Raw genomic sequence first — 12,584 nt, 5'->3', positions numbered from 1 at the left:
GCGCATCCGACGCACGCCAGTGAACAGGACGAGTTGTCTACGCTGCAAAGGTCAGCGGGACGTCCAAACGCTCCCAAGCTGCCAACACTGCCTTGTGCGCGTCCGGCTGCAGGTGGGCGTAGCGCTGGGTGGTCTGGAAGCTCTCGTGGCCGAGGAGGTGCTGGACCTCGTAGAGCGAGACTCCCTTCTGGACGAGCCACGAAGCGCAGGTGTGGCGCATGGAGTGGGGCGGATAGCGCGGAACGGGGAGCTGCTCCCCGTCGGTGCCGAAGTAGTGGGCATTCTCAATGGCAGGCCACCAGGTCTGGCGGCGCCAGTTGCCGTCGTCGAGGCGACGGCCAGCGCGGCCCTTGGTGACGGTGGTGAAGACCAGGGCGTCACGGTCGAGCGGGTGGATGTGCCGTTCGAGCGCGTCCAGGACGTGCGGCGGAAGCGGGACCTCCCGGCGGCTCCTCGAACTCTTGGGGTACTCCTTGATGCCGCTCTTGGTGTTGACCTCCACCACGAACAAGCGGGAACGTCGCTGGTCGATCCGATGGCGATGCAGGCCGGCGAGTTCGCCCCAGCGCAGACCCGTGTAGAAGCCGAGCAGGCACATGGTGCGCCACGGCGCCGGGAGCTCGTCGACGATGCTCTGCGCCTGGTCGAGGGTGAACCATTGCGGGGGCTTGACCGCGACCTGCGGCAGGTCGATGTTCCGGCAGGGGCTGACCGCGATGACATCGTCGTCGACGGCCGCACGCATGATGGACGACAGCAGGTTGTACGCCCTCTTGATCGCCGAGGTGCCGACCCCCTTCTCGACCAGTCCACGGATCCAGCTCTGGACGTCCATGCGGGTGACAGCCCGCATCTCCCAGTCGGCCCAGTGGGGCAGCACGTGGTTCTTGATGCTGGAGGCGTCGCCGCGCAGCGTGTGGGGCTCGACGACACGGGCCTGCCACCAGCGGTCGTGCCACTCGCGAAACGCCGCCTCGCCCGCTCGGGGGTCCCGCATGCTTCCGCGGGCGAACTGGGTCTCCATCTCGGCACCCCAGGCACGGGCCTGCGCCTTGAGGGGAAACGACTCGCTGAACCGGTCTCCAGCCCGGTTGCGGACGGTCGCCTGCCATTTGCCGGACTTCAGCTTCCGGAGGTACGTGGTTCCGTTCCTTCCTGTTTCGCGTACGGAGGGGCTTGGCCCTGGTCAGCGGCGGCGCGCGGGCGAGGAGACCGCCCGACTGTTGATGAAGTCGTCCAGGCTCGCGGCGGGGACACGGACGCGAGAGCGAGCCGGTCCTGTGCGCAGGTCGACGACGGGCAGCTCGCCGGCGGCGATGAAGCGGTAGACCGTTCGGCGGTCGACGTCCAGGGCGGCGGCGACGGCGGGTATGGACAGCAGGCGCGGGGCCATAGGCGGTTCCTTTGCGTGAGAAAGAGCGGCGAGAATTGAGGGATCTAGCCGGAACGGGAGGCAACAAGCCCGGCCGCTGCTGCGAGATCGTCGAATAGCGCTTCTACGTACGGCCAGGATCTCCGGGCGGAGCGGAAGAGGAAGCGAGCGGGGCTACGTGTACGCGGCGGGGAATCTGAAATCGGCGCGTAGGCGAATCGAGCAAGGCGTCCTCTGGGGATGTGGGCAGACTTCTGGCAGGGACCGGCGCGACGGGCGTTCCGGGACGCACAATGATCCGGAGAATCCCCGGTTTCGCTAACCGGGGATCGTCGGCTATATTTCGCCCGCTCCGGCCGTCCCTGGGGGTGCGAGGGCGCCGGCGAGGAGGGCCTGCGGGGCGATTCCGAGGGCTGTGGCGATGGCTACGAGGTCGTCGATGTCGCAGCGGCGGACGGTGCGTTCGATGCGGGAGAGCGCGGTGAAGGTCATGGGCCGACCGAGTGCGGTGACGCGGGCGGCGAGCTGGCGCTGGGAGTAGCCGCGGGCGGTGCGGGTGCGTTCGATGGCATGGGCGGCGGCGTGTCCGGCGGGTCCGATGGCGAGAGGGCGTGGCGGCATGGGTGGTGTTGTAGCTTGCGCGCCGGCCGGTCCGGAAGAGCATTCCTGTCTGCCGTGAGCGATGCAGATCGCACGGTGGTTTCCGGCTGCGATTTCGCCAACCGGGAATTCACCCCTACAGTGACCGAACCCGTCGGCACGGTACGCCGGAAAGTTGCTCAGAATTCCCAGAAAAGTCTGGACTTCTGCGCACCAGGTGTGGATGTGTTGGCCATGCACCCCGGCAACGCCGGATTCCCTGCCCTCTCCCCTGAAAGGTGGTCGATCGCCATCGCCCGTATCCGCACCATCAAGCCAGAGGCGTTCTCGTCCGAGTCCCTCGCGGCGGTGTCCCTGTCCGCCGAGCGGACCTTCTTCGGGCTGCTCACCCAGGCCGACGACCAGGGCCGGTTCCGCGACCAGGCCGCCGTCATCGCCGGCCAGCTGTGGTCGCTGCGCCGCGAGCACGGGCCGGAGGCGGTCGAGGACGACCTGATCCAGCTGGACGTCGCCGGGCTGATCTGCCGGTACGAGGGCGGGGACGGCAAGCGGTACCTGCACATCGTCACCTTTGCCCAGCACCAGAAGATCAACCGGCCCAGCGGCGTCCGCACTCCCCCGTGCCCGCACCACGATCTCGGGATTCCTCATGAGCCCTCGCCACAGACTCAGGGAGCCCTCGCGGAGACGTCCGCGAGTCGTCCGGGAGGACTCACTGAGCCTTCCGTGACACGACCGGGAGGAGCGACCGAGCCCTCCGTGAACGGCGAATCCGCAGGTCAAACCCAATTCCATGAGCACTCGCCGCAACCTCACGGAGGACTCCCCGAGCCCTCCGTGAGCCCTCACCGTCCGGATCTAGGACCTAGGAACAGGGATCTAGGATCTACCCCGATGGGGGGGCGCCAGCGCCCCCGCGCCCGACTCGGTCTCGACGAAGGACCTGATCGGCGAGTACGCCGCCGCGTGCCCCCATCGCCCGCCGCAGGACGTACTCAGCCATCTCGGCCGCGAGGTGAAGAAGCTCCTGGCCGAGGGCATCGCCCCGGATCACATCCGCGCCGGCCTCGACCGCCACCGCACCAAGGGCCTGCACGCGAGCCTCCTGCCCAGCCTCGTGCACGAGGTCATGAACGCCGCCCCTGCCGCCCCCGCGCCCGCTCCCCAGCAAGCGTGGACCAACCCGACCAACACCGCCGCTGCCTACGGAGGCGACCTCTGACCGCCGCCCTCACTCGCGACCCGCAGCAGCCCGCCCGGATCACCGGCCGCCTCGGCGACATCCTGGCCCAGCGCGGTATAGCGCCCGACACTGCCGCCCAGGAGCCGACGCCCGAACCGGTCACCGCACTGGAACTGGCCGAGGCCCGTATCCCCGCCCGCTATCGCCACGCCCTCGCCGACCACCCCCAGGTCACCGCCTGGGTGGACGAGATCGCCCGCGCCGGACGCCCCGGCCCCGCCGGCGCACGGGGCATCGCAGAGGGCCCCTCGCTGCGCATCGTCGGCCCGACCGGCACCGGCAAGACCCACCAGGCGTACGGCGCCATCCGCAGCCTGCTCGCCGCCGGGGTCCGCCTGCGCTGGGAAGCCATCACCGCCGCCGACCTCTACGCCCGCCTGCGCCCACGCCCCGGCGTCGACAGCGAACGCGACCTGCAGAACCTGATGCGCTGCCCGCTGCTGCTCCTGGACGACCTCGGCGCGGCGAAGACCAGCGAGTGGACCGAGGAGCTCACCTACCGGCTGATCAACCACCGGTACGAGCACCTGCGTCCCACCCTGATCACCAGCAACCTCACCACCGACGCCCTGCGCACGGCCCTCGGTGACCGCGTCGCCTCCCGCCTGGCCCAGATGACCGAGCGCGTCACCCTCGACGGCCCCGACCGCCGCCGCACCAGACCTGTGGGCTGACCGCCGCCACTCGCCCCACATCTCGTACAACCTCCGGAGCCCGTGCCCTTGCCCTCCCCTGCCCTGATACGCCCCGCCTCCGAACGATGGGGCCGCCCCCTCCTCGTGGGGATCACCCTGATCGCCGCCGTCGGCTTCGTCCTCTCGTACGACGCCCTGCGGCAGATGGCCGTCGCCGCCCACATCAGCGGACCGCTGACCTACCTCTTCCCCCTCGTCATCGACGGCTTCATCGCCCTCGGCGTCACCGCCCTGCTCATCCTGCGCACCGCCCCGCTTCGCTCCCGCCTGTACGTGTGGACACTCGTCACCCTGGCGACCGGCACGAGCATCTGGGCCAACGCCCTGCACGCCATCCGCCTCAACGAGCAGGCTCGCCTCCACCTCAACAACGCCACCGTCGGCGCCCTCTCCGCCACCGCACCGCTCGCCCTCGCCGGCGCCGTCCACCTCTACCTCGTCATCAACCGCCACCTCACCGCCAACAAGCCGGCGGCCGCCGAACCGCCAACCGCCAAGGCGCCCAGCAGCGAACCGCCACCGTCGACCGCCAAGCACGCCGCCAACGCCACGCTCGCCGGCCATGCCCAGTCCGCCGCCACCACCACAACCGCCAAGCCCGCGCCGAAACCGCCAACTCCGCCAGCGGCGGCCACACAGGCCGTGCCCGCCACACCCGCCACCCCTGCCACACGCGCCGCACCCGCCAAGGCGCCTCTTCCCGCCACCGCGCAGTCGGGGAGGGCGGCGCCGAGCTCCGGCGGTCGCAAGCCGAGGGCCACGGACGCTTACCTCCTGGAGCTCGCGCGCCAGATCCGCAGCGAGACCGGCCACGTCTCCCGCACTCTCGTGGAGAACGCAGCACGCGCACAGGGCTACACCGTCGACCGGACCCGGGCCAAGAAGGCCGTCGACGCGGTCCTGGAGGAGGAGGCGGCCGTCACCAAGGACCTGGCATCCACGGCCTGATGCACCCGCCGTTCCTCACCCGCCAGAACGCCCGCACCCAGCACTCACTCCGAGGGAACCCCTGATGCACGACAGCCACGCCGAAGATCCCACCATCCCGCCGCAGGTGGAGACGGACCCTGCCCCGGGCGGAGCAAGTTGGAGGTTCGGACACTCCCCCGTCGGGGGTGCGTCCGAACCCGTGCCCGCCCCGGGGGTGGCGGGCACCCTCCCGCGCCAGGGGCGCGGGAGGGAGGGACTGCGACCGGGGGCGGACCGCAGCCGGTGCGGCATCGCCGGGGCAAGCCCCGCGTACGCGCTCGTACGCAGCGCCGCGCGCACAGCGTCCGCCTCAGCGACGCCGAGCACGCGACCGTCGCCGCCGGCGCCGAAGCGGTCGGCATGAGCATCGCCGGCTTCCTCGCCCACAGCGGACTCGCCGCCGCCCGCGACCTCGACCGCACCGCAGCCGCCATCGCCACCCGCCAAGACGCCCTGACCGCCCTGTTCGCACTCCGGCGCCAGCTCGGGCACGCGAACAACAACCTCAACCAGGCCGCCCGTGCACTCAACAGCGGCACCTACCCCGACGGCCTGGAAGACACCCTCGCCGCCGTCCGCCACGCCGCCAACGCCGTCCGCAACGTCACATCCCGCCTCACAGGCCCGCTCTTCGAAGGCACCGCCGCTTGATCCCCCGCATCCACCAACAGGGCCGCAACACCGCCCGCCTGCTCGCCTACCTCTACGGCCCCGGCCGCCGCGAGGAACACACCGACCCCCACCTCGTCGCCTCCTTCGACGGCCTCGCCCCCGACCCCGGCCGCGACCCGAGTACCACCCTCGCCGACCTCGCCCAGCTCCTGGACGAACCCCTGCACCTCCTCCCCGACGACACCCGCCCCACCACCCACGTGTGGCACGCCTCCGTCCGGGCTGCCCCTGGCGACCGCGCCCTCACCGACACCGAGTGGGCGGACATCGCCCGCCGCGTCATCACCGCCACCGGCATCGACCCCGGCGACGGCGCCGGATGCCGCTGGGCAGCCGTCCGCCACGCCGACGACCACATCCACCTCATCGCCACCCTCGTCCGCGAAGACGGCCGCCGCCCCGACCACCACCGCTCCGCCAAGCGCGCCCAGACCGAATGCCGCCAGATCGAAGCCGACTACGACCTCCACCGCGTGGCACCCGGAGACGGCACCGCCGCCAAACGGCCCACGAGCGCCGAACGCCACAAGGCCGAACGCCGGGGCCGACAGCGCACTCCTCGCGAGGAGCTGCGTGAGACGGTGCGCCGCTCGGCGGCCGGTTCGGCGGGCGAGGAGGAGTTCTTCGACCGCCTCGCCGCGGGCGGGCTGCTCGTCCGGCGCCGCATCGCCCCCTCCGGCGACACCCTCGGCTACACCGTCGCTCTTCCCGGCGACCGCAACGGCAACGGCGAACCGGTCTTCTACTCCGGCTCCAAGCTGGCCCCTGACCTCTCCCTGCCCCGCATCCGTGAGCGCTGGACCCAGGGCCCAGGCGATACCGGCCGGCAGCCGACCCCACCGGTGACGGGGCCCGCGTCCGCCCGCCGCCGCGCCACCGGCGCCGCCTGGCAGGCCCTGCTCGTCATCGACCACGGCGACGACGGAATGGTCGCCGCGCAGATCGCCGCCACCGGGGAGGTCCTCGACGCCCTCTCCAAATCCTCCGCCGCTCATACCCGCGACGAACTCCGCGCCGCAGCAACCGCGTTCGAGCGCGCATCCCGTTCCCACGTCCGAGCCGCACGCGGGCACGACCACGCCCTTCGCCAGGCCGCCCGCGACCTCGTCCACGGGGGACCGGCCCTCGGCCGGGGTGAGGACGGTGCCACCACGGCCATGGTCATCGACACCCTGGTCTTCCTCGCGGTCGCCGCCGCGCACTGGCACGCCAGGAAACAGCACGCCCAGCAGGCCGAAGCCGCCCACCGAGCCGCCGAACACCTCCGCGCCGCCTACGCGTCCGCCTCCCACCACCCCATGGCACTGCTTCACCAGCGGGGAAGCCGCCTGGCCCCGTCCTGGCAGCGCCACCACGCCACCGCCGTGCGCCACGCCCTGCCAGAACTGGCCGACCGGATCCTCAGCGAACCCGGCTGGCCCGCCCTCGCGGCCACGCTCGACGAGGTCCGGACAACCGGGCACGACGCCACCGCCCTGCTCACGCAGGCGGCCGCCCGACGGGAGTTGGACACGGCGGAACGCATGAGCGACGTGCTCGTGTGGCGGTTGCGGCGGCTGGCCGACCTCCCCGCCGATCCCCAGAACTCCCGCGGCACGCATGGACGAGGCAGCTCTGCCGCCTCCTCGCAGCGACGCGCGGCACACCTCGCCGCCAGGACCTCGAACGACACCCGAAGGCAGCGCTGACCCGCGAAACGAGGCGGAAAGATAGCCCAGAATCGCCGGTTAGCCTAACCGGCGATTCTCCCAATAATTGGCCTTCCGACCATCCCCCGGAAGGAATCCCGTATGCCCCCGTCCGAAGCCCGCCCTGAGATCGTCGCCCTGCTCTGCGACGCGAACCTCCAGCATTTCCGCGAAACCGGCTCCTGGTCCCACCGAGACGGACGCCCCTTCACCCAGGAGGAACGAGCGCTGGTCTTCCAGGCCACGCGCGCCGACCTCGAAGAGCTGAAGACCCAGCATTCGCGCTACATGAAGTACCTCCACAAGCGTAAGGAAGCGCCCGAAGCCATCCAGCGCTTCCTCGCCCCGTTCATGGAACAGCTCGATGAGAAGAACCTCGGCAACGCCCACGCGCTCATGACGGGGGACGATCGAGCCGAATTCGACCGGCTGCTCAAGCTCATGATCGAACCCGCTCTCCCCTTTACCCCGCACACCTTCTGACCAGGCACAAGGAAACCTCCATGCCCACCCCTTCCCTTGCACCCCGCCCCCACGTCATGGCCCTGTTGTTCGACACGGACTTCGACCGGCCGTGGGGCACCCGAACCTTCCGCCACCTCGACGGCCGCCCCTTTACCGACGAAGAACAGGCACTCGCCGATGACGCCACTCTCGAAGAATTCCAGGCCGCCGGCGTCCGCATCCACAACCCCGAAGAAGGAACCGAAGCCAAAGCAGCCGTCACCGAACTCGCCAAGCTGATCTATTCCTACGCCCTGGACCATCACATGGCTCTCGTCCAGTTCATGACCCACGAGGACATGCTCGAATACGACCGCCTGTGCGGCATCGTCGCCGCAGGCGCCGATTCATGACCCGAGAGAAATAGCAGGAACGGGCCAGGTCCTCCATGCAAACAACCAGCCGGTGGCGGGGGTCTTCCCTGCCGCCGGCTGCACACTGTCCGCCGCCGTGCCGAAGTCCAGACCACGCGCCCCTGCGCACTTGCGTGCGCCGCTCCTCCCTTCCGTACGGTCCAGCCGATGGCGAACCGCCCTCGCACACCGTGAAGGAGAGCTGTTGAAGCCGACCGAGGAAGTGCTCCAAGACCTGACCCAGCCGTCGAACATCTCCATCCACTCCGACGACGCACTCGTCGGCAAGGTGGAAGCCGCCATCACGGCGGACGACAAGAAGCGGAAGGAGAACAAGGACGAGCCGCTTCGCCGAAAGCCCGCCCTCGTCCCGATCCCGTTGACGGAGCTGCCCCGGCAGTTCGAAGTGACCCTCTGGGACGTCCTCCACACCCTCGCCCGGGCCACCGCCCTCTCGTGGCGTGGCGCGGGCCGGGGACTGGCGGAGCACTGGGGGGCGCTGAAGTACACCCAGGCCCTGGCCGGCGGCAGGGACTCCTTCCTCGGTCTCACCGACGAGGGCCACCGCATCGCGGACCACTACAAGTCGCTGCAGTCCGGCGAGCTCGGCATCGGCTTCGCGCTGACCCTCGCGGAGCACATGCTGCGCAGCCGCTTCCCCGACCATTCGGTGACGATCGTCCCCGCCGACACGGTGTTACGCGCGGGCTGGGCCCTCACGAGCAGGGACAAGGGCGAGAAGGTGAAGTACCGCTACCGCCCGCAGTACTTCGCCGAGGTCTGGCGTCCTGGCGAGCCGTCTCTCGTCATCCCCCTCGCCTGCAAGGGCAACCACGGCGACGCCGCCACCTCCGCCGACCAGCTGGCCTCCGCCTCCGCCCACGCCGAGGCGGTCCACATCGGCGCGTGGAACGAGACCCCCGGCCTACTGTTCAGCACGCAGCTCCCGACGGACGGCGGCGCGATGACCGTCCATGCCCTCCAGGCACCTGGCAGCGGAGGCCGGTTGTCCCCGGCGGAAGTCCGTGAGGCGAACCTGAACGCCCCGCCGTTCCAGGCGAACGTGATGCCGGACATCCACCCGCCCACCGAGGGCCTGGTAACGCCGGAGCCCGTACGGGGCTGCCACGTCCAGCCGAAGGACTACGCCTGGTTCCAGGAGTCCCTGGCCCACACCACCGCGGCGGGCCTCATGGCGTTCACCGGCTCCGGCCACGCCACCGCCCGCCACCTCACCGACCGGCAGGGCCGCAAACGCTTCACCGGTCTCGAACACGCGGCCGCCATGAGCACCCAGGACGCCGCCCACACCCTCTTCGGCACCGCGTACGTCGGCACCGACCACGTCTTCCGCCTCAACGGCCCCCGCGTCGAGGCGTTCTCCGGCGTGGACGAGGAGATCTTCCGACTCCTCGCCAGGGGCGACGTCGAGGAGTACCGGGCCCTCGTCCATGCCGGCCGCCACGCCCGCCCCCACCTCAGCTACGACAAGGACTGGGGCGGCCCGGTCTCCGTCCACGCCGACGGCTCGGTCCTCGCCCTGCGACTGCTGCCGGGGCAGGACGAGGAGCCGCGTCTGGGCTCCGCCCACTGACGAAAGATCCGCCCGGTCCTCTCCGACCGACGACGGGCGCGCGGGCTTCGATCCGGATCACCGTCCGAAGAGACCTGCGCCCCTGCCGTCCAAGAGCTCCAGCGTCTCCTCCCACCGAAAACGCTCCGCTCCCCCGCCCGCCTTCGGCTGCTGCGGCTCGTACGACCCGACCAGCACGCCCATCTCCCGCAGCTGGTTCAGGCTCCGGTCGTACGCCGGGTGTGCGGCCATGGCCGCGTTCACGTACGGCAGGACGACCGTCGGGATACCCATCCCGTACGCCTCGCACAGGATGCCCAGCGCGAGAGTGTCGGCGATGCCGGCGGCCCACTTGTTGATCGTGTTGAACGTGGCGGGCGCGACCGCGATGGCGTCGGCGGGCGGGAGGGGGCGCGGGTCGCCAGGGCTGCGCCAGGCCGAGCGGATCGGGTAGCCGGTCTGGGACTCGATCGCCTTGGTGTCGAGGAAGCCGAGGCCCTGGGGTGTGGCTATGACGCCGACGCCCCAGCCCTGCTCCTGCGCGGCGGTGATCAGCTTGTGCGCGTCGCCCGCGATGCCGGCGGCGCAGACGACGACATACAGGAACGGCTTCTTCGGCCGGTCGTTCATGGCTTTGCCCCCCTCGTCGTCGCGCTCCCCTGCGGTCACGATTCAGACCCTAGCCGTCGGCATCCGCGGACGGGGCCGGGTCGGAGAAGCCGCCTGCCACCTGCACGAAGGGCACGGTGTCTGAGTACAAGCATCGGCTGGACCACTGATGCCGGTGCCGCGCGGTGATTCTTGTGCACCCGGGTGCTCAGCTCACGTATCGTCGCCAAGGTGACCAACGCGCATATGGCGAGCAGGCACCGCATTCCCTCCCATGATCTCGCGGAACTGATCAAGGACTTCGACCTCGGGGACGTCGTCGACTGGCGTCATCTGGCTGACGGCCTCATGAACATGAACTGGCAGCTGAACACGTCGCGAGGGACCTTCGCTCTGAAGCGGGTCACGGATGTGCCGCTCGACAGGTTGCGCCGCAATTTTGCCGTGTTGCCGACCCTGGCCGAGGCCGGCATTCCAGTGATCGTCCCTGTGGTCGTCTCGTCGGGTGGGGTCGTGGTCGAGGTCGGCGGGAGCGGGTACTGCCTGTTCCCCTGGGCACAAGGGGCGCACGTTCGTGGCGTGGACCTCCCCCTCGCTCAGGTGCGACGGCTCGGCGCAGTCCTCGCCAAGCTCCACCTGGCGCTCCGGCACGCCGCCGAAACCGGGGTCTTCCCCGCTGTTCCCGACAGTCTCACCGCGGACGTCGTCACGCCGGAACGGGCGTCGGAGAAGGCCGACCGGCTCGCCACTGCTGCGCGGGCCCACGGTTCGGGCGACTCCTTCGACGCGGCGGCGCTCGACGCCCTCGCCAAGCGTCGGGTGCTGCTCGCCAAGTACGCGGCCCTGCGCCCTGAGGGAGACGTTCCCGCAGGGCCGTACGGCTGGACGCACGGCGACTTCCAGTACCGGAACCTCCTCTGGGCCGACGGCGATCTGACGGCCGTCCTGGACTGGGACCGGCTGGGCGTGCGCCCTTACGCGGAGGAGGTCGTCCGTACGGCGCAGGTGCAGTTCGGGGTGGAAGGCGTCTTCGACCTGGAGCGAGTGGCGGCCTTCGTGAGCGGCTACCGGTCGGTGATCCCGTTGGAGCCGGCCGCGCTGCTCGACGCCGCACGCCGCCTGTGGTGGAAGCGGATGACGGACTTCTGGCAGCTCGAATTCCACTACGACCGGGGTGACCACTCCTGCGACGACCTGTTCATCGCCGACGAAGCGCTCCTCCACTGGTGGACGGAGCGGCTCGACGAAGTGGAGCGGGCGTTCAGCGGCGCTCTCTAGATCCCCAGTTCCCGGAGCTCTGGGAGGCACGGGCGGGTGAAACGTGCCGCTCTGGTCCGTGCCCGCTCCCCCAGCGCTTCGCGGTCCACGTCTCGGATCGCTCGCGCCCACGCCTCGGGGCCGGCGGTGGCGTGCAGGACGATCCCGGTGTCGCCGATGGCTTCGGGGATCCCGCCCCGGTTGGTACCGATGGTCGGGACGCCGTGGAGGGCGGCCTCGACGATCACGCGGGGGAAGGCGTCTTCCACGGTGGACGGGGCCAGCAGAAGGCGGTGGCTACGGTACAGCGGCTCCATGTCGTAAACACGGGGCACATACGTGACGTTCGGATAGGCCGCGAAGTCGGCAGACGTGTCCCACCAGCCCTCGACCAGGGTGAAGGGCTGCTCCGGCATGAGGCGGATGAGCTGGTGCAGCAGCTCGGCGCCCTTGGCGGGGATGGGGTTGACCATCAGTACGGCTGGGGTGCGCTCCGTGTCCGTAGCCGGTCGTGGGCGGGCGAACGGCGGGTACACCACGTCGATGCGGGTGCAGGGCGTGCGGGGTGCCCGGTCGCGGACGAACTTCGATACGGCAAGTCCGTAGTGGGGGCGGCCGGTGAGCACGCCCAGGCCGGTGGCGGAGACGGAGTGGAGCAGGCCGGCGACGAGGGTGGTCGGCTTCGCCAGTTCGGCCAGCCTCGCTGATCCTTCCTGGGCGGTGAACACGACGTCGGGGCGGAGTTCCCCCAGGAGGCTGCCCAGTTCTTGCTCCACGTTGTTCTGCGTCAGCGCCACGCACTCGACCCCGTTCCACCGGTAGCGCAGGGTGCCGTTCGTTTCGTCGTATGGGACGCGATGCCTGTGGAGATGGGCGCGCATGTCTGGGATTTGGGTGACTCCGTCCCACGGCGCCTCGTGTGAGCCGAGGTAGGTGACGCGCCAGCTGGCGGCGGCGAGTTCTTCGGCAAGGAGTTGCTGGGTGACCTCGGCGCCGCCGATGAGGAAGGGGGGCGGGGTGCGGCGCCAGGCGAAGAGGGCGGTGGGCAC

The 12,584-nt window shown here is 70.4% G+C and carries 13 protein-coding genes and 1 pseudogene; 9 read left to right on the top strand and 5 right to left on the bottom strand.

Features of this window, described 5'->3' with window-relative positions; translation table 11 throughout:
* Positions 1-37 precede the first annotated feature (37 nt).
* From ACIRB7_RS21940 to ACIRB7_RS21930, 3 genes are all read right to left on the bottom strand, one after another.
* Positions 38-1,024, bottom strand: coding sequence for a tyrosine-type recombinase/integrase (locus ACIRB7_RS21940; protein ID WP_403601146.1), 987 nt, complete (start codon positions 1,022-1,024; stop codon positions 38-40).
* 162 nt (positions 1,025-1,186) lie between these two features.
* Positions 1,187-1,393 carry a helix-turn-helix domain-containing protein gene (locus ACIRB7_RS21935; protein WP_033204269.1) on the bottom strand — a complete coding sequence of 69 codons (207 nt, stop codon included), beginning with the start codon at positions 1,391-1,393 and terminating at the stop codon, positions 1,187-1,189.
* Between the two features lie 315 nt (positions 1,394-1,708).
* Positions 1,709-1,993 (bottom strand): helix-turn-helix domain-containing protein, encoded by a 285-nt coding sequence (locus ACIRB7_RS21930; protein WP_403601143.1) that lies wholly within the window; start codon positions 1,991-1,993, stop codon positions 1,709-1,711.
* A 270-nt stretch (positions 1,994-2,263) separates the two neighbouring features.
* Between ACIRB7_RS21930 and ACIRB7_RS21925 the strand changes: the two are divergent.
* From ACIRB7_RS21925 to ACIRB7_RS21890, 8 genes and pseudogenes are all read left to right on the top strand, one after another.
* Positions 2,264-3,194: pseudogene (locus ACIRB7_RS21925) on the top strand (hypothetical protein).
* Positions 3,191-3,889: an ATP-binding protein gene (locus ACIRB7_RS21920; protein ID WP_403601823.1), complete on the top strand. Its 699-nt coding sequence runs from the start codon at positions 3,191-3,193 to the stop codon at positions 3,887-3,889. Before ACIRB7_RS21925 ends, ACIRB7_RS21920 begins: the two are co-directional and overlap by 4 nt.
* A gap of 42 nt (positions 3,890-3,931) precedes the next feature.
* Complete coding sequence (locus ACIRB7_RS21915) at positions 3,932-4,858, top strand: DUF2637 domain-containing protein (protein ID WP_403601140.1); 927 nt, start codon at positions 3,932-3,934, stop codon at positions 4,856-4,858.
* Positions 4,859-5,122: 264 nt separating this feature from the next.
* The gene (locus ACIRB7_RS21910) at positions 5,123-5,530 is read left to right on the top strand and encodes a plasmid mobilization protein (protein ID WP_403601138.1); all 408 of its coding nucleotides are present in this window, start codon (positions 5,123-5,125) and stop codon (positions 5,528-5,530) included.
* Positions 5,527-7,239, top strand: coding sequence for a relaxase/mobilization nuclease domain-containing protein (locus ACIRB7_RS21905; protein ID WP_403601135.1), 1,713 nt, complete (start codon positions 5,527-5,529; stop codon positions 7,237-7,239). The genes ACIRB7_RS21910 and ACIRB7_RS21905 overlap by 4 nt, the downstream gene beginning before the upstream one ends.
* Positions 7,240-7,341: 102 nt before the next feature.
* Positions 7,342-7,722 (top strand): hypothetical protein, encoded by a 381-nt coding sequence (locus ACIRB7_RS21900; RefSeq protein ID WP_403601132.1) that lies wholly within the window; start codon positions 7,342-7,344, stop codon positions 7,720-7,722.
* 20 nt (positions 7,723-7,742) lie between these two features.
* Positions 7,743-8,096 carry a hypothetical protein gene (locus tag ACIRB7_RS21895; RefSeq protein WP_403601129.1) on the top strand — a complete coding sequence of 118 codons (354 nt, stop codon included), beginning with the start codon at positions 7,743-7,745 and terminating at the stop codon, positions 8,094-8,096.
* Between the two features lie 205 nt (positions 8,097-8,301).
* Positions 8,302-9,690 carry a hypothetical protein gene (locus ACIRB7_RS21890; RefSeq protein WP_403601126.1) on the top strand — a complete coding sequence of 463 codons (1,389 nt, stop codon included), beginning with the start codon at positions 8,302-8,304 and terminating at the stop codon, positions 9,688-9,690.
* Positions 9,691-9,747: 57 nt separating this feature from the next.
* Here the strand turns inward: ACIRB7_RS21890 and ACIRB7_RS21885 are convergent, their stop codons facing one another.
* On the bottom strand, positions 9,748-10,299 hold the full coding sequence (locus tag ACIRB7_RS21885) for a flavoprotein (protein ID WP_403601820.1): 552 nt from the start codon (positions 10,297-10,299) through the stop codon (positions 9,748-9,750).
* A 171-nt stretch (positions 10,300-10,470) separates the two neighbouring features.
* Here ACIRB7_RS21885 and ACIRB7_RS21880 point away from each other — a divergent pair, with 171 nt between their 5' ends.
* A complete protein-coding gene (locus ACIRB7_RS21880; RefSeq protein WP_403601123.1) occupies positions 10,471-11,556 on the top strand; it encodes a phosphotransferase in 1,086 nt (361 codons plus the stop codon).
* On the opposite strand, the gene ACIRB7_RS21875 is transcribed toward ACIRB7_RS21880, so the two are convergent.
* Positions 11,553-12,584 carry a glycosyltransferase gene (locus ACIRB7_RS21875; protein WP_403601120.1) on the bottom strand — a complete coding sequence of 344 codons (1,032 nt, stop codon included), beginning with the start codon at positions 12,582-12,584 and terminating at the stop codon, positions 11,553-11,555. The genes ACIRB7_RS21880 and ACIRB7_RS21875 overlap by 4 nt on opposite strands.

Origin of the sequence: Streptomyces sp. NPDC093795 (genome assembly GCF_044764665.1) — a bacterium.
Taxonomy (GTDB): domain Bacteria; phylum Actinomycetota; class Actinomycetes; order Streptomycetales; family Streptomycetaceae; genus Streptomyces.
Note: the sequence above shows the minus strand (reverse complement) of the source record. Positions and strands in the feature narration are given on the sequence as shown.